The sequence below is a fragment of the Ignavibacteriota bacterium genome, from assembly GCA_016713565.1.
In the GTDB taxonomy this organism is placed as follows: domain Bacteria; phylum Bacteroidota; class Ignavibacteria; order Ignavibacteriales; family Melioribacteraceae.
Genome location: JADJOX010000008.1, coordinates 552988 through 570838, shown reverse-complemented (window position 1 = coordinate 570838; position 17851 = coordinate 552988). Strand labels below are relative to the sequence as shown.

The window sequence follows — 17851 nt, the reverse complement described above, 5'->3', positions numbered from 1 at the left end:
AACTAATTGAGTTACAGATGAAAAAAATCATCATATTAATATTAATTTTTAATTTCAGTTTGTCATTTTCGCAATCAATTAAGAGCTGGCAGAATTATTCCAATTTTAAGAATGTTGTTCAATCATGCGAATTAAATAATTCAATTTGGACCGCAACCGACGGAGGAATTTTCAGTTACTCTCCACAAGATAGTTCGTTTCAAATTTTAACAAAATCCAACGGACTTTTAAGTCAAAATATTACTTCAATAAGTAAAGATAAAAATGAAAAAATATGGATTGGTACAAACGAAGGGTATATTATTATTTATACACCCCAAACCGGAGAAGTAAAAAATATACTCGAAATTTTTAAAACCGATAAATCAATTAAAAGTATAAATAATATTTATATCTCCGGCGATACCGCTTTTGTTTCAACAGCTTTTGGTTTAACTTTGGTAAATATCAATGATTTTTCTTTCTTTGACAGCATTTTAAAGTTTGGTGAATTTGACAGTCAAACTCCGGTTAAAAGAGTTTATAACGGCAGTACTTTATACATTATTACTCAAGCCGGAATCGCATATAAAAAAGCCGGCGCGATAAATTTAACCGCACCGGAATCCTGGGTTAATCTAAATATCACTGTTTCAAACAATATAAACTCTTTAATTGAGTTTAACAATAATATTTATGCGGCAAGTGATCGGGGTCTGCTTAAATTTTCTAATGGAAGCTGGACACAATTTTTATTCGCCGAAACAAAAGTTTTAGATGTAATTGCAAAAGATCAGAATCTTTATATTATGCTTGCAAATTCAGTTCATAAATTCAATGGAACCGATGAAGAAATTATAACTGAGACCGGTTCAGTATTTAAAAGTTTTTTTATTGATCAGCAAAGCAAAATTTATGTCAGCACAAATAAAGGATTATTGATTTTTGATCAGCAGAAAAATATCTTTGTTGTTCCCAACGCGCCCGCGACAAACAGTTTGATTAGTTTGGCGATCGATAACGAAAACAACTTATGGTCCGCTACTGGAAAAGATGGGGCAGGAATTGGTGTAGTAAAATTTGACCAAAATAATCAGCAATGGTCAATTTTTAATACACAAAACACTAGCAGCATGATAATAAATGATTTTCACAGAGTAAATGCTTCTGGAAATTCGGTGTATTTTTCGACTTGGGGCAGAGGTTTTGTAAGATATAAAGATAATCTATTTCAAAGATTTGACGCTAATAATTCAAATTTAATTGGAATACCGAAAAACAATACTTTTCTCGTCATCAATGATATAAAGGAAGACAAAAACGGTAATGCCTGGATTTTAAATTATTGGGCAGCGGATAAAAAACCGATCAGCGTCTTGAAAAATGACGGAACAATTTTAGGTTATGAATTGGGCAGTCCGCTTAATTCTACAATAATAAGCGTAAAAGATCTTGTAATTGACCAGTTCGGCACAAAGTGGTTCTCCGGTGATATTGGCGGTGACGCGGCAACTGAAGGATTATTTTATTTCAACGAAGGTGAAACCTTAGAGAATTTAAATGATGACACATGGGGGAGATTAACAACAAGTAACGGACTTAGAAACAAGGATATTAGAGATTTGGCAATTGATAAATTTGGAGAACTGATTATTGGAACAAGCAGCGGTGTTGATGTAATAACCGATCCGTCAAATCCATCATCTTTAAGAAATGATCTTTACTTTGCAATTAGATCAGAAACTATTAATGCCGTTGCTGTTGACGCTATTAACCAAAAGTGGTTTGGAACCGCAAAAGGTGTTTTTCTATTGAGTTCGGACGGCTCAACTTTATTAAATAATTTTACGACCGATAACTCTTCTCTTCCTTCAAATAATATTAAAGATATTTCAATAGATGATGTAAACGGAATAATTTACATTGGCACAGATTTCGGATTATCCTCAATAAATACAATGTTTATAAAACCAAATGAAAATTTTTCTGATATTACAGTTTATCCCAATCCCGTTGAAATTTCAAATTCCTCTAACAACAATGTTATAATAGACGGATTGGTTGAAGACTCGGAAATAAAAATATTAAATATAGCCGGAAAAGTCATTCAAGAATTCAGATCCATCGGCGGGAAAACTACATTCTGGAATTGCAAAGATAAAGATGGTAAATTTGTTGCCTCGGGAATTTATATTATTGTCGCTTACGATCCGGAAGTAAATCAAATTGGACATACAAAACTTGCCATTCTTCGCAAATAAATTTTAAGTTTTTATGATAGATATTAACAGCCTTTCAGTTCAATTTACCGGTGAAAATTTATTTGAAAATGTAAATTTAAAAATTCTGCCGAATGATAAAATTGCTTTGGTAGGATCAAACGGAACCGGAAAATCAACTTTCCTCAAAATGCTTTCGGGTAAACAATCCCAAGAGAATGGAACAATATCATTTAAAAAAGGATTAAAGATAGGTTATCTTCCGCAAGAATTAATCTCGGTTAACAATCATACAATATTTGAGGATGTAAGAAATTCTTTAACGCAAATTATAGAAATTGATGAACGAGATAAACTGCTTCAGGCAAAGTTGAACAGACTACCATCAAGCGGAAATGAGCATGATGAAATTATTAAGCAAATAGGAAATTTAAATCATCTTAAAGAGGAAATTGGCTATTACGAAATAAACTCAACGATTGAAAAAATTTTAATGGGATTAGGGTTTTCTAAAGATCAATTCGATAACGCAACTTCGCAGCTTTCGGGCGGCTGGCAAATGAGGGTTGAACTTGCGAAAATTCTTTCATCAAATAATGATATTATTTTGCTTGACGAACCGACTAATCATCTTGATATTGACTCTTTACAGTGGCTCGTTAAATTTCTAAAATCATATAAAGGCGCAATTATACTTGTAAGTCACGATAGATATTTTGTAAATAATATTTGCACAAAGACTTTAGAAATCTATAATAAGAATGTAACTTTTTACAAAGGCAGTTATAATGATTATCTGAACTTCAAAGAAGAACGCGCGGAGAAATTAAAATTAGATTATGCTGAACAGCAAAAACAAATTAAACAAACCGAGCAGTTTATTGAAAGATTCAGATATAAAGCGACCAAAGCAAAACAAGTTCAAAGCAGAATTAAACAACTGGAAAAAATTGAAAGAATTGAATTAGTTGAAACAGAAAATAAAATTAATTTTCATTTTTTCGATACAAATCCAAGCGGCGTTATTCCTTTAAAATTAAATAACGTTTCAAAAGCATACGGAAATCTTTCTGTTTTAGAAAATATAAATTTAGATATAGAACGTGGCGAAAAAATAGCTTTGGTCGGTCCAAACGGTGCCGGTAAAACTACTTTATCCAAAATTTTATCAAAACGATTGGAAGCGACTTCGGGCAACGTTGAATTAGGTTATAACACACTCATTTCATTTTATGCGCAAGATGTTGTAGATAATTTGAATTTGGAAAATGATATAATAACTGAGCTTTATGAAAGCGATTCAGAAAATACAATTGGACAGCTTAGAACTTTATTAGGAGCTTTTTTATTTAACGGCGACGATGTTTTTAAAAAGATCAAAGTTCTTTCCGGTGGAGAAAAAAGTCGTGTGGGACTAGCAAAGGTTCTGCTTACAAAAGCAAATACAATAATTTTAGATGAACCTACAAACCATTTGGATTATGATTCTAAAAGAATTCTGCAAAATGCTTTAGGTAAATTTGACGGCACCTTAATTATTGTTTCTCATGATGTTGATTTTTTAAAACCTATTGTTTCTAAAGTAATTGAAGTGCGAAATAAAACTCTTAAAACTTATTACGGAGGAATTGATTATTATTTAGTTAAACGCGAAGAATCTGATTTTTCCGAAATTAATGAAAATAAGAATGACGATTTCAGCGGTAAAATTTCTCGGAAAGATCAAAAAAGATTTGAAGCAGAAAAAAGGCAGAAGTTTCACAAAGCAACAAAAGAAATTAAAACAAAAATTACTCAGTGTGAAATTGAGATTGATAAATTGGAAAGCTCCAAAACTAGTTTGGAATTGGATATGATGAATGAAAAAGTTTACTCAAATCCTATGCTGGCCAAACAAAATAAAATTGAATATGACAAAGTTAAGTTTGAACTTGAAAGACAGTATGAAATCTGGACAAACTATAGCGAAGAACTTGAGAAAATTACAATTGAGTTAGAACAAATAGATTAGCAAATATTATTTAGTAATAATTCCTTCATTTTTTAAAATCGTTCTTGTAATATTTATTCTATTCGGCAAATCCTCATCTTTTGTGATATCAATATTCGTCGCAAAGATCCATCCTACATTTTGAGTTTCAACAAATCCAACATACCATCCAATTTGGGTCTCATTTTTTACGCGCGCCGACCAGCCGGTTTTAGCATACATTTTGTAAGTTTCGGATGAATCTACGAGAAGAATGTTTTTTACAATTTCCATATTACGCTTTGTAAACGGAAGATCCTGATTAATAAATTTTGTTAGAAACAATATCTGCTCAACCGCGCTTATCCTTAGATCTCCTTCCAGCCAAAATGTATCTATTTTATCACCAAGCATTTTATTGCCGTAGTTAATTTCATTCAAGAATTTTTGCATATTTTCAAAACCAACTCTTCTTGCCAATTCTTGGTAAAACCAAACGACTGAATATTTTATTGCGCTTTTAAGGTTATGGTCTTGATCCCACGCGTCAATAAATCCTTTTTCACCGTTCCATTTAATAATTTCATTTTCATCTTTAATAGCGTTCGTTTCTAATGAAATTAAAGAATTAGGGATTTTAAAAGTCGAGGCAGGCAAATAACTTTTTTCTGATCTTTCAAGATTATAAGCAAACAGCGTATCAATAGTTAAATTATAAAGAAGAAATGTCCCTTTTGCGTTGGCATCTTTGAAAACATTTTCCCATTCGGTTTTAATTACAATATTTTTACTAATTTCATTTATTGATGTTTGAGAATAACCATTACAAATAATAAATAAATACAGCAGAATGAAAATTTTAATTTTCATCTTTAATAAATTCCTCGACCAATGCATAACCTCCGTATAAAGGAGCGTCGTCACCCAATTTTGTTGATTTTAAATTCACAACTTTTGCGGCATCTTTTATAGCGGCATTTTTAAACGCTTTTTCTATTTTTTCCATCATAAATTTTTCGTTGGCTTCAATTAAACCGCCGCCCAAAACAATTGTATCCAAATTTAGTAAAGTAGTAATACTTCCAAGTACAGTTCCTACAATTTTACATGCTTTTTCAATTTCCTCAATTACAAGCTCGTCTTTCTGTTCAATGGCTTTTTGTAAATTTTTACTTTTAATTTTTTCTTTATCTTTAATTATTTTTTTCAATACAGTATTTTTCTTTTCAGATCTTTTAATGATATTATTTACAATTGCCGTTCTGCTTGCAAGATTTTCGAAAGTAGATTTTGCTCCTTCACCGTCAAAATAACCGTTTGCCCGAACTTTCATATGACCTATTTCTCCGGCAAAGAATGATGAACCTCTGTAAAATTGACCGTTAAAAATCAATCCGCCGCCTATTCCGGTGCCAAGAAAAACAACCAACCCATTTACGATTGTATTATTATATTCAAAATATTTAATTCCCAACGCAGCCATATTAACATCATTTTCCAATAGCAAAGGAATGTTGAAATATTTTTCAGTTTCCTTTTTAATATTAAAATTTTCGATTTTCAAATTAGGCGCAACGGAAATTATTCCGCTTTGTGGATTTACTGTGCCGGGAACACCAAGCGCAATTGCTTTAATTTGATTTTCGGTAACGCCGGTTTTCTTTAATAATTCCTCAATACTTTTAACAACTGATTCAACAAGAAAGTCAGGGCCTTTTTTAATATCCGTCGCGACCTTTGTTCTTTCTATAATTTGTTTTTCTTTGTTGATAATCGCAGAAAGAATTTTCGTTCCGCCTAAATCCACCGAAATAATATAATCTTTTGCCAAGTTATTCCTCTTAAATTAAATTTTATTGCTATTTTGGGCACATAAAATATATTTTACAATTTTAATAAATAAGTTAAAAAAGTTATAACTAATATGCTGATAAAACCTCTAAAAAAATTCGGACAAAATTATTTAAAAGATAAAAATATAGTCATTAAAATGATTGAATGTCTGAATTTAATTGAGAATGATTCGGTTTTGGAAATTGGTCCCGGAAAGGGATTTATTACAAATGAACTAATTACTAAAGTAAAGAGTTTAATTGCAGTTGAAATCGATACACGTGTAATTGATGAATTAAAATTATTGTATCCATCGGCTGAAATAATAAATTCCGATTTTACTAAAATTAATTTCAATGAATTAAAAACTGCATTCCCATTGAAAATAATTGGAAATATCCCATTTAATCTTACGGGAAATATATTATTCAAATTACTTGAAAATAAAAGTTCTATAAATGAAGCTTGTTTAATAATTCCTTATGATATTGCAAAAAGATTGACAGCAAAAACAAGAACAAAAGAATATGGATCATTAACCGTAATTTTTAAATATTTTGCGACAATTACTTTAGTAACAAAAGTCTCGCAAAATGTATTTTTCCCAAAGCCGAATATTGATGCCTCAATTATTCATATAAAATTTGACAAAAGTGAATTGCCGTTTATAAATAATGAAACATTTATTAAAGTTGTAAAAGCAGCCTTCGGAAATCGTAGAAAAACTTTAAATAATTCGCTTAGGAATAGTATATTTGCACAATGTAATTTTTCGGCGATAAATATTGATTTGACAAAACGAGCCGAAGAATTGGAATTAAACGATTTTATAATTTTAACCGAATTTATACAAAAAGATAATGCCTCCAGAAAATGAAATAAGAAATGTAAAAACTGTTTTGCAAGTTGATACCGAACTTTTGGAAAGCATTAATGGTTTGATTGAAAATGAAGCTTCTCAAAGTTTGTTAAATATATTTGCTGATCTTCATTCTGCCGATATTGCGGAAATTATAAATCGACTCGATTTGTACAGCGCCAAATATACTTTTTCATTGCTCGATTCTGAAACCGCTGCTGAAGTTATTTTAGATATCGATGAAAGTCAAAGAGAAAAAATACTCAAAGATATAGATGTAAAAACCATCTCTAATATTGTTGAAGAACTTTATTCAGATGACGCGACCGATATTGTAAGTGATTTACCTGAACCTATTGCCCGACAAGTTCTAAAAAATATAGACAAAGAAGATTCCGAAGATCTAAAAGAATTGCTCAAATATCCTGAAGATTCCGCAGGCGGAATAATGACGAGCAATTTTGTCTATGTAACATCAAACGCGACAATAAAAGACGCGATAGAAGAAGTTAGAAAAAATGCCGAGGAATTTGAACATATATATCAAATTTATGTTTTAAAGGAAAACGATGAATTAGTGGGAACAGTCACTTTAAAATCTTTATTGGTAAATCCGTTAAATGTTGGAATAAAATCAGTTATGCAGGAAGATCTTATTTTTGTTACAACAGATATGGATCAAGAAGAAGTCGCAAATATAATGCATAAATACGGACTTGTAACGATTCCGGTTGTTGATGAACATAGACGGATGCTAGGCAGAATTACTTTTGACGATATTCAAGATGTAATTCACGAAGAAGCTTCGGAAGATATACAAAAAATAGCAGGCTTAACGGAAGAAGAAGAAATTAGTTATTCCGCATTTAGAGTTTCGCGAAACAGATTACCTTGGCTGTTTGTTTCTCTTTCGGGAGAACTTATAAGCGCCGTAGTTCTCGCTTCATTTCAAGCTTCAATAGAACAAATAATAATCGCGAGTTTTTTTATTCCGATTGTTATGGCAATGGGCGGAAGCGCCGGAAGTCAATCAGCAATAGTTATGGTTCAAGCAATTAACGCCGGAGAGATTTGGGAAAATGATACTTTTAAAAGATTAATTAAGGAACTTCGTGTTGCTTTTATAAATTCTATTGCATGCACGGTTGCCTTACTACTTCTGACATATTTTATTTTTAGAGTCGATTTGAATTTTGCATACATACTTTCAGCTTCCTTATTTATTATTATGGTAAACGCAACAATGGTTGGAGCAATAGTTCCGGTAATTTTGAATAAACTTAATATCGATCCGGCGATTGCCACTGGTCCTTTTGTTGCAACAACAAATGACATTATTGGTTTAATTATTTACTTTTCACTTCTAACATTATTCATTTTTAAATGACAAGTTTCATTAAAAGCTTAATTAAATCTTTATCGGCAACCGACTTGGTTGTAATATTTTTTTATCTATTCTTAATTTCGGTCAATATTATTTTTTTCGAAAAAATTGAATATTGGTATGTTCTGATTTTATTGGATGTACTTTTAATTTTAATTGTGTTTTTTTTCGCAAATAAATCAAATACATCCAAAAGTAAAATTTGGAAGAACATTCATTTTTATTATGTAGTTCCGTTAATATTTTTATCCTTCAAAGAAGTTTATATTTTATTGAATTCTATCCACTCGCAAGATTATGACTATTTACTTATCGCGGCCGATAGATTTATTTTGGGATTGGATCCGACTGTGTTTTTATTTCAAATTGCAAATCCAGTTTTAACAGAAATACTTCAAATTGCATACGGCACTTTTTTCTTTCTCCCAATAATTCTAGGTATCGAATTTCAACTTAAAAATAAATCAATCGAATTCAACTATATTATATTCACTATTGTTTATGGATTTTTTCTATCCTACATTGGATACTTTTTCTTGCCCGCTGTTGGGCCAAGATTTACTTTACATAATTTTGAAATGACCAATGTTGAACTTCCTGGTTTATTCTTAACCAATTTTTTAAGGGAAATTGTAAATTCCGGAGAATCAATACCAAGCGGAACTTTAAATCCGGTACTTCACGTCCAACGCGATGTTTTTCCAAGCGGACATACACAGATGACTTTGTTAGTAATGTATCTTGCCGTAAAATTGAAATCAAAAAATAAATTATTTTTTCTAATTGACGGAAGTCTTTTAATTTTCGCCACTGTTTACTTAAGATATCATTACGTAATTGATTTAATAGGCGGAATGGTTTTTATGATTTTTACCATTATAACGGGTAAATATTTATTTAACTGGTGGCAGAATAAATCAGGTAATGAATTAATTAAATACTAATTATTTATGACAGAAAAGAAAACACAAGTAAAAAGAATTTTTGACAGTATTTCGCACAGATATGATTTTTTAAATCATTTTTTAAGTGTCGGCGTTGATTTTTATTGGAGAAAGAAATCGTTAAAACTTTCCAAAATTTCTTCAAATGCAATTCTTTTAGATATAGCATGCGGTACTGGAGATTTTTCAATTGCCGCAAATAAAATGGGAGTTAAAAAAATTACAGGCGTTGACCTAAGTAAAAATATGCTTTCACATTTTAATGATAAAGTTGCATGGAGCAAAGGTAATTTAATACAATCTGTTGCTGAAGCAATTCCCTTAAAAAGTGATTACTTTACAAATATAACTGTAGCCTTTGGCGTTAGAAATTTTTATGATATTAAACAAGGTTTTGAAGAATTTTTACGCGTACTGAAACAAAAGGGCAAAGTAACTATTTTAGAATTTAGATTGCCTAAGAATGTATTTATTAAAAACTTTTATCTTTTTTATTTCCACAAAATACTTCCTTTAATTGGGAAAATAGTTTCAAAGGATAATGAAGCTTATACCTATTTGCCTGAATCTGTCGATTTATTTGATTCTAAAATTGATTTGGTGAATATACTAAGTGAGGTTGGATTTAAGAATATCGAAAAGCATTCTCTTACATTTGGAATTGTTCAAGTTGTAATTGCCCAAAAATAACTTTTCGAAATTTTTAATCTGAATGAATAGAATAATATTTAGCTATAAGTTCTTAATTTTTTTTTATTATTTCACGTTTCAAATTTCACGTCTATTCCAGCATCCTTTTCTTCAACAGACCAAATGCTTTCGCTCTATGACTAATTCTATTTTTGTCTTCTAAATTCATTTGCGCTAAAGTCAAATTAAATTCATCGGGTTGAAAAATCGGATCATAGCCAAATCCATGCTCGCCTTTAAATTCTTTAATAATTTTCCCGGGCAATTCACCAATTACGGAAAATCTTTTTGTTTCATCCACATAAACTGCACAGCATACAAACTTTGCTAAATGCGGTTCAGCATACGTTTTAAGTTCATTCAGAAGTTTTATATTGTTATCGTAATAACTAACATCTTCTCCGGCATAGCGGGCCGAGTAAATTCCTGGTTCGCCATCTAATTGTTCAACCGCCAAACCTGAGTCATCAGCAATTACCGGTATTTTAAACTGACTATAAATTCTATCAGCTTTTATAAATGAGTTTTCTTCAAAGGTATCTCCATCTTCAATAATTTCCTCAGTAAAACCGATTTCATCCAACGATAATATTTCAAATTTTGTATCAGAAAAAATATCTCTTACTTCTTTAAGCTTTCCTTTATTTCCGGTCGCAAAAATGATTTTCATTTAATTAAACTTTGTCCTTTTAATTAGTTTGTTCAATTCATGTTTACCTTTTTTATATAATTCCTCTTCATCAAAAAATAATGAACTTCCGTTGCGCAAAACCCATTCGCCGTCAATCATAACTTCTTTTACATTTTCTCTATTTGCGGAATATATAATTGTTGCGTAAATATTTTCGTCAATTAAAGTCTGATTAGGTTTTTCTAAATCCAATAAAACCAAATCAGCTTTTTTGCCGATTTCTATACTACCGATTTCATTTTGAAGATTCAAGGCTCTAGCGCCTTCAATTGTTGCCAATCTGAAAACAGTTTCAGCATTCATAATTGTTGGTGAATATCTTGGCTTTTGAATTAATGAAGCCAATCGCATTTCAGCAAATTGACTTAAATTATTATTACACGGTGCGCCGTCGGCGCCAAGCGAAACGCAAATGCCCTCTTTTAAATATTTTGGAATATCTGCAATCCCCGAGCCAAGTTTTAAATTTGACGAAGGACAATGAGAAATTCTTGTCATGGAATTTTTCAACAGTCCGATCTCTTTTTCATTTACATGCACACCATGAGCTAAAACTGTATGATCACCTAGAATATTTATTGAATCAAAATATTCGATATTTTCCATATTGTGCATTTGTCTTACAGCTTCAATTTCATTTTTATTTTCAGATGAATGAGTATGATAAATTGATCCGTAAAAATCTTTCATCATACTTTTTGTTTCTTTAAGCAAATGTTCGGAACATGATAATACAAATCTCGGCGCAAATCCATATTTAATTTTATCATTGTTCGTATTGTGAAATTCTTTCGCGAGATCATAAGTCATATTTAAACTATCATCAGTACTTTCAATAAATTTAGGATAAAGCGAATTTATATCCATCATGCATTTTCCAGAAAACGCTCGCATGTTTGATATTATGAGTTCATCAAAAATTACTTCATGATGATTAATTGTTCCCATATCCAAAATTGTGGTTGTTCCGCTTTTCTGCAGTTCATATATTCCCAATTGAGCAGAAGCTCTAAGCGAATTTTGATCATGCGCATTTTCATACGGAAATATTTTTTTCTGAAGCCAGTCCAATAATTCCATATCTTCAGCTAAACCTCTGAACAATGTTTGGCACAAATGGACATGCGTTTGTACAAATCCTGGAATCAAACTTAACTCAGGAAATCTAAATATTTCAACATTATTTTCTTTTTCAATTTCATTTTCCGGAAGAATGTTTATTATTCTATTTCCATCAATAACAACGGCATAATCATAAAGTATCCTTCTCTGTTCATCAACGGTTAAAATATTTTTAGGAATAATGATCTTTTTCATTTTGTTTTAGTTCATCTGCAATTCTTGCTTTAAATATTTTCCGGTCAAACTTTTTTGATTTTTAATAATCTCTTCAGGTGAACCTTCCGCAATAATATTACCCCCAAATTCACCGCCGCCGGGACCTAAATCAATGATGTGATCGGCAACTTTAATTACGTCCAAATTATGTTCAACAACAACAACGGTATTTCCTTTATCTACAAGTTTATTTAAAACTCCGAGCAGAATATTAATATCCTCAAAATGTAATCCGGTAGTTGGTTCATCCAAAATATAAATTGTTTTTCCAGTTCCAACCTTACTTAATTCAGTTGCAAGTTTAACTCTTTGCGCTTCGCCGCCTGAAAGTGTTGTTGCCTGCTGACCGAGTTTAATGTAGCCAAGACCAACATCATTTAATGATTTTAATTTTCTTTTTATGCGCGGCATTTCTTCAAAAAATTCCAAAGCAGATTCAATCGTCATTTCTAAAACATCATTTATTGATTTGGTTTTATACAAAACTTCCAAAGTTTCCCTGTTATATCTTTTGCCGTTGCATTCTTCGCAAATTACATATACGTCAGGAAGAAAATTCATTTCTATTTTTTTTAAACCGTCGCCTTGGCATTCTTCACATCTTCCTCCCGAAACATTAAAGCTGAATCTTCCGGGTGAATATCCTCGAATTTTTGATTCAGGAAGCTGTGAAAATAGATCTCTAATAAATGTAAATAATCCAGTGTAAGTCGCGGGGTTTGATCTTGGAGTTCTCCCTATTGGAGATTGGTCAATTTCAATAATTTTATCTAAATGTTCCAAACCTTTTATTTCTTTATAATCAAGCGGAATGGTTTTGGAATCATAAATTTTCCGCATTAAAATTCTAACTAAGGTTTCGTTAATCAATGAAGATTTTCCGGAACCGCTTACTCCGGTTACAGCAACAAATTTGCCTAAAGGAATTATTAAATGCACATTTTTTAAATTATTTCCCGAAGCTCCGACAATTTCCAAAAATTTTCCTTCATGGTCCCTTCTTTTTTTAGGCACTAGAATCGCTTTTTTGTTGAGCAAATATGATAAGGTAATTGAGTTACTATTTTCATTGTTTGTTAAGCTATTTCTGTCTCCGTGAAAGCATACTTCCCCGCCATGAATTCCTGCTTTTGGTCCAAGATCAACTATATAATCTGCATTAGTAATGGTTTCTTTATCGTGTTCAACAACAATTACCGTGTTGCCTAAATTCCTTAATTCTTGTAATGATTTAATTAATTTAATATTGTCGCTTTGATGTAATCCTATGCTCGGTTCATCCAAAACGTAAAGTACTCCTGTCAGTTGAGAGCCTATTTGAGTCGCCAATCTTATTCGTTGTGATTCGCCGCCTGAAAGAGTGCGCGCCGATCTGTCGAGTGTTAAGTATTCGAGTCCTACATTTAATAGAAAATCCAAACGTGAATTAATTTCTTTAATTATTTGATTTGCGATAATCGCCGCGTTGCCTTCGAGTTTAATGTGCTCGCAAAATTCTTTAGTTTTAACAATAGACAAATTGGAAACTTCACTAATATTTTTTTTGTTAATTTTTACCGCTAACGATTCCTTTTTAAGTCTTCCGCCATTACAAGTTGAACAGACTTGAGAATTCATAAATGATTCAGCCCATTCTCTAATTTTTGAAGATGTTGTATTCTCAAAATAATTCTGCACATATTTTTTTAATCCTGAAAACTTATGCATATAATTTGCGGTTTTGCCGTTGCCAAAACTATAAGTAAATGGAATTTTTTCTTTACTGCCGTACAGAATTATATTAAACTGCTCTTCGGTGAGGTCTTTAATTTTTGTATTATAATCAAAATTAAAATTTTTTGCTACGGCTTCAAGCTGATTGAAAAACCAAACTTTTCTTGGTTTTCCTACCGGCTCCAATGCGCCTTCATTAATTGTTTTGTCAAAATCCGGAATTATTAATTTTAAATCTAAATCTTTTTTTTCACCCAATCCATCGCAATCGGGACAAGAACCATAAGGTGAATTAAACGAAAAGGAATTAGGCGCAAGTTCTTGGTAACTTATTCCGCATTCAGCGCAAGCAAAGTTTCTGCTGTAAATATAGTCTTCATTTTCAGAATTAATTATTATGCTTCCGTTACCAAAGTTCAAGGCTACTTCTATTGATTCAGCCAATCTGAATCTTGATTTATCTGTAACTTGAATTCTATCTATTACAATTTCAATATTATGAATTTTATATCTATCAACTTTAAATTCTTTTGTTAACTCTATAATTTCATCATCAACTCTTACTTTAATAAATCCATCTTTTTGTATATCTTCAAATAATTCTTTGTAATGACCTTTTCTTCCTCTTACAACCGGCGCCAGAATAATTATTTTTTTCGCTGTAAAATTTTCCATTATTCTGTCAATTATTTGATCAGTTGACTGTTTTTTTACTTCATTACCGCAATTATAGCAATGCGCGGTTCCCACGCGTGCATATAGTAATCTTAGGAAATCATAAATTTCAGTTATAGTGCCAACTGTTGAGCGGGGATTTCCGCCGGAGGATTTCTGCTCAATTGAAATTGCCGGACTTAGTCCTTCAATTAAATCAACATCCGGTTTTTCTAATTGACCTAAAAACTGGCGCGCATAAACAGAAAGTGATTCGATATATCGTCTTTGACCTTCGGCATAAATTGTATCAAACGCCAAAGATGATTTACCCGAACCTGATAAACCGGTGATCACAGTTAAAGAATTTCGAGGAATTTCCAAATCAATATTCTTTAGATTATGTTCCCTTGCGCCTTTTATAATTATTTTATCTTGTATTGTCATTAAATAAATTTGGAATTGTTCAAACAATTATATTACTTAAAGCTATTCAGAAAATCAATTTTATTATTTAAAATAATTATATATGACCGATTTAAGCAGAATTAAAACTTTAGTCGAAGAAACACAAAATAAGATGAAAGAAAAAAGTTCTTCATTTTTAGGTTTTGCATTCATTGTAGATTCTGAAGAAAGTGCGTTTGAAAAAATAAAAGAATTGAAAAAAAAATATTACGACGCTACGCATCATTGTTATGCAATAAAATTAAATTCAGGATTTGAAAAATATTCAGACGATGGCGAACCAACCGGAACCGCGGGAATAAGAATTTTAAGCGCAATAAGTCATTTCGGTCTTACAAATATTTTAGTTGTAGTTATAAGATATTTCGGCGGTATTAAATTAGGCGTTGGTCCTTTAGGTAAGGCATATTCCACATGTGCAAACGAGCTTCTGCTTAATTCAAAAATAATTGAATCTATAAAATATGAGAAAATTGAAATACATTATAATTATAATGAAACAAGTAAAATTCATTATTTGCTTAAAAAGTATGAATGCCAAAAAGTATCGGAAAAATTTGAAAAATCACCCATAATATCTTGTTTTTTGATTCCGGATAAAATAAAAAATTTTGAAATTGAGCTAAATGATGTTTTACATGGAAAATCCGGTCTAAAACGCATAAATGAAGAAATGTATTTAGAATTATATAATATTAAAATTTAATTTGATAAAGAGTTCCGATTTACTTAAATTTTATTTCGGATATAAAACTCCTTATAAATTTATAAAATTGACAAAAATTTTCACTTAAAGAGGTAAGCATGATTTACACAAAAACCGGTGAATATGCGATAAGAGCTATTTTGTTCCTTGCAAGGCAATCCAATGATATACTTGTAATGTCATCCGACATTGCCAAAAAAGAAGATATCCCTTCTCATTACCTGGCAAAAATTTTACAAAGGATGGCAAAATACGGATATGTTGATTCCTACAAAGGCAGAGGCGGCGGTTTTAAAATCACCAAATTGGCTTTGGATAGTTCAATTTTAGAAATTGTTGAAAGAATAGAAGGTCCAGTTATTACGCTTAAATGCGTAACCGGTTTAAAGGAATGTTCCGATGAAACACCTTGTCCGCTTCATGACGAATGGAGTAAATTAAGAGATAATATTCATTTCTTAATTTCGAGTAAGTCAGTTAGAGAAGTTGCTGAAGAGTATACTGAGACTTTGAAGAGAAAAGTGTAAACTATTCTTTTTCAATTTTTATTGCCAGACCCAATCCATCACCGATTGGCAAAATTGAAGATTTTAATCCCGGGAAATTCAAAAATAAGTAATTGAATTTTCTAATAATTTGAGTACTTTGTTTATAATTTTCCGGGACATTTTCCGAAGCAGTAAATCCTTTCCATAATAAATTATCTATTAAAATTATTCCTCCGGTTTTCAATTTTTCATACGATAATTTAAATAATGTTTCGTAATCCTTTTTATCAGAATCTAAAAATATAAAATCATATTCCGCATTTAATTTGGGAATAATTTTTAACGCGTCGCCTTCAATTAAATTTATTTTAGATTCGTTAGATCTCAAGATAAAATTTTTTGCTAATTTAATATTATGAGAACTTAATTCAATTGTATCTAATTCTCCGTCAGAAGGTAAAAATTTAGAAATCCTAATTGAGGAATAAGCAATTGCAGTACCAATTTCGAGAACAAGTTTGGGCTTATAAATTATAAGTAATTGCTCTAAGAAATTTGCTGATATTTTTTCAAGAATTGGGATGTTATTTTCTTTAGCAAAAATTTCCATTTCGCTAAATAAACTGTCAGTATTTTGAATTGTTTTTTCTAAATATAGATGCTGATCGGGAAATAATATATTTGACATTTATTTAAGAATTATCATTTTCTTTGTATCAAAATTATCACCGGTTTTTAACGTATAAAAGTAGACTCCGGAAGAAAGATTGTTTGTAGGGAAATAAATTGAATAATTTCCTTTTGGTTTATTCTCATTAACCAATGTCGCTATTTCTCTTCCTAGAATATCATAGACTTTCAATTGTACATTTGTAATTCTATCTTCAGCCAAAGAATACTTAATATTGGTGCCAAGGTTAAAGGGATTCGGATAATTCTGCTCAAGTTTGAAGTTTTGAGGAATTTCTTCCGATATTTCATTTATTTGATCATCTACGTATAATTCAAAGTAGCCTTCGTTTGGTTCTCTTATTGTGTTGTTTTGCAGATCTTTATAAGTAAAATAAATTTTATTGTTGGATGCACTAATTTCACTCGGCAATTCAGTCTGATAATAAATTCCGCTATTATGACTTACGGCATATTTATTACCGCTTTCGGTTAGCATCTCCACAGAGTTTTGCTGAATGTTTTCCGAGATTTTAATAATTTTATTGACAACATATTTATTATTAATCATTTCTATATTTGGGTAATTAACGGCTCGCAATGCCGAAACCAAACCATAACCAACATCATTATTAGGTGATGATTGATTATCTCCGCTTTTAATTATAATATTTCTAAGCTGCTTATTTGATAGATGCGGATATGCGGATAATAACTGAGCGGTAATACCAGCTACAATTGGAGCGGAGTAAGATGTTCCGCTTCCTGCTGAATAACTGCTGTCCATTCCAGCGATTGCATTATAAACCGTTACTCCCTGAGCAACAACTTCCGGTTTAGTTCTTCCATCATAGGTTGGACCGCGGGAACTAAACGACGCAATTATATTCGAACTTGTAACCGCTCCTATTGTAAGAGTATTGAATCCATCTCCAGGCGCGGTAATATAATACCAGTAAGTTGAGTCGTTGCCGAAACTATTCCCTTCATTTCCGGCAGAAGTAATAACTGCAATTCCTTTTTCAAACGCCATTTCAGCTGCTTTTGTAACTATTGTCGTTTTTCCATCCATATCAGCATAAGTATAAGAAAAATCTGTTTGATCAAATTCACTGTAACCCAAAGATGACGTTGTGATGTCTACTCCGATTGAATCCATCCATTCCAACGCCGCAGCATAATTATCTTCTTCCATATGTGTTTCCGAAGGAATATATTCAGTTTTTGCCAGAATGAAAGAGGCATTG

General features: G+C 31.3%; 15 protein-coding genes. 8 read left to right on the top strand and 7 right to left on the bottom strand.

The features are described 5' to 3' along the window. Positions 1–17: 17 nt before the first annotated feature. Both IPK06_17195 and IPK06_17190 read left to right on the top strand, forming a co-directional pair. The gene (locus IPK06_17195; protein MBK7981706.1) at positions 18–2240 is read left to right on the top strand and encodes a T9SS type A sorting domain-containing protein; all 2223 of its coding nucleotides are present in this window, start codon (positions 18–20) and stop codon (positions 2238–2240) included. A 13-nt stretch (positions 2241–2253) separates the two neighbouring features. After that, entirely contained in the window at positions 2254–4209 is a 1956-nt protein-coding gene (locus IPK06_17190) for an ABC-F family ATP-binding cassette domain-containing protein (GenBank protein MBK7981705.1), read from the top strand. A 6-nt stretch (positions 4210–4215) separates the two neighbouring features. On the opposite strand, the gene blaOXA is transcribed toward IPK06_17190, so the two are convergent. Together blaOXA and IPK06_17180 are read right to left on the bottom strand one after the other, a co-directional pair. Further along, entirely contained in the window at positions 4216–5037 is an 822-nt protein-coding gene (gene blaOXA / locus IPK06_17185; protein ID MBK7981704.1) for a class D beta-lactamase, read from the bottom strand. Beyond that, positions 5027–5998: an ROK family protein gene (locus IPK06_17180; protein MBK7981703.1), complete on the bottom strand. Its 972-nt coding sequence runs from the start codon at positions 5996–5998 to the stop codon at positions 5027–5029. Before IPK06_17180 ends, blaOXA begins: the two co-directional genes overlap by 11 nt. 96 nt (positions 5999–6094) lie before the next feature. On the opposite strand from IPK06_17180, the gene rsmA reads away from it, so the two are divergent. From rsmA to ubiE, 4 genes are read left to right on the top strand one after another with little or no spacing between them, the layout of a single operon-like run. Then, positions 6095–6877, top strand: a complete 783-nt coding sequence (gene rsmA, locus IPK06_17175) for a ribosomal RNA small subunit methyltransferase A (GenBank protein ID MBK7981702.1) — start codon at positions 6095–6097, stop codon at positions 6875–6877. Further along, on the top strand, positions 6861–8246 hold the full coding sequence (gene mgtE / locus IPK06_17170; GenBank protein ID MBK7981701.1) for a magnesium transporter: 1386 nt from the start codon (positions 6861–6863) through the stop codon (positions 8244–8246). The genes rsmA and mgtE overlap by 17 nt, the downstream gene beginning before the upstream one ends. Then, entirely contained in the window at positions 8243–9187 is a 945-nt protein-coding gene (locus tag IPK06_17165) for a phosphatase PAP2 family protein (protein ID MBK7981700.1), read from the top strand. Before mgtE ends, IPK06_17165 begins: the two co-directional genes overlap by 4 nt. A 6-nt stretch (positions 9188–9193) precedes the next feature. Further along, positions 9194–9877, top strand: a complete 684-nt coding sequence (gene ubiE / locus IPK06_17160) for a bifunctional demethylmenaquinone methyltransferase/2-methoxy-6-polyprenyl-1,4-benzoquinol methylase UbiE (GenBank protein ID MBK7981699.1) — start codon at positions 9194–9196, stop codon at positions 9875–9877. Between the two features lie 91 nt (positions 9878–9968). Here the strand turns inward: ubiE and rdgB are convergent, their stop codons facing one another. The 3 genes from rdgB to uvrA are packed head-to-tail and all read right to left on the bottom strand — an operon-like array spanning position 9969 to position 14720. Next, positions 9969–10547, bottom strand: coding sequence for an RdgB/HAM1 family non-canonical purine NTP pyrophosphatase (rdgB, locus tag IPK06_17155; protein MBK7981698.1), 579 nt, complete (start codon positions 10545–10547; stop codon positions 9969–9971). Then, positions 10548–11885, bottom strand: a complete 1338-nt coding sequence (locus IPK06_17150) for an amidohydrolase family protein (GenBank protein MBK7981697.1) — start codon at positions 11883–11885, stop codon at positions 10548–10550. Positions 11886–11891: 6 nt separating this feature from the next. Beyond that, entirely contained in the window at positions 11892–14720 is a 2829-nt protein-coding gene (gene uvrA, locus IPK06_17145) for an excinuclease ABC subunit UvrA (GenBank protein ID MBK7981696.1), read from the bottom strand. 82 nt (positions 14721–14802) lie between these two features. On the opposite strand from uvrA, the gene IPK06_17140 reads away from it, so the two are divergent. Together IPK06_17140 and IPK06_17135 are read left to right on the top strand one after the other, a co-directional pair. Continuing rightward, positions 14803–15447, top strand: a complete 645-nt coding sequence (locus IPK06_17140; GenBank protein MBK7981695.1) for a YigZ family protein — start codon at positions 14803–14805, stop codon at positions 15445–15447. A gap of 98 nt (positions 15448–15545) precedes the next feature. Continuing rightward, the gene (locus IPK06_17135) at positions 15546–15974 is read left to right on the top strand and encodes an Rrf2 family transcriptional regulator (GenBank protein MBK7981694.1); all 429 of its coding nucleotides are present in this window, start codon (positions 15546–15548) and stop codon (positions 15972–15974) included. A gap of 1 nt (position 15975) precedes the next feature. On the opposite strand, the gene IPK06_17130 is transcribed toward IPK06_17135, so the two are convergent. Both IPK06_17130 and IPK06_17125 read right to left on the bottom strand, forming a co-directional pair. Next, entirely contained in the window at positions 15976–16623 is a 648-nt protein-coding gene (locus IPK06_17130; protein ID MBK7981693.1) for an O-methyltransferase, read from the bottom strand. Then, positions 16624–17799: a S8 family peptidase gene (locus IPK06_17125; protein MBK7981692.1), complete on the bottom strand. Its 1176-nt coding sequence runs from the start codon at positions 17797–17799 to the stop codon at positions 16624–16626. Between the last annotated feature and the right edge of the window lie 52 nt (positions 17800–17851).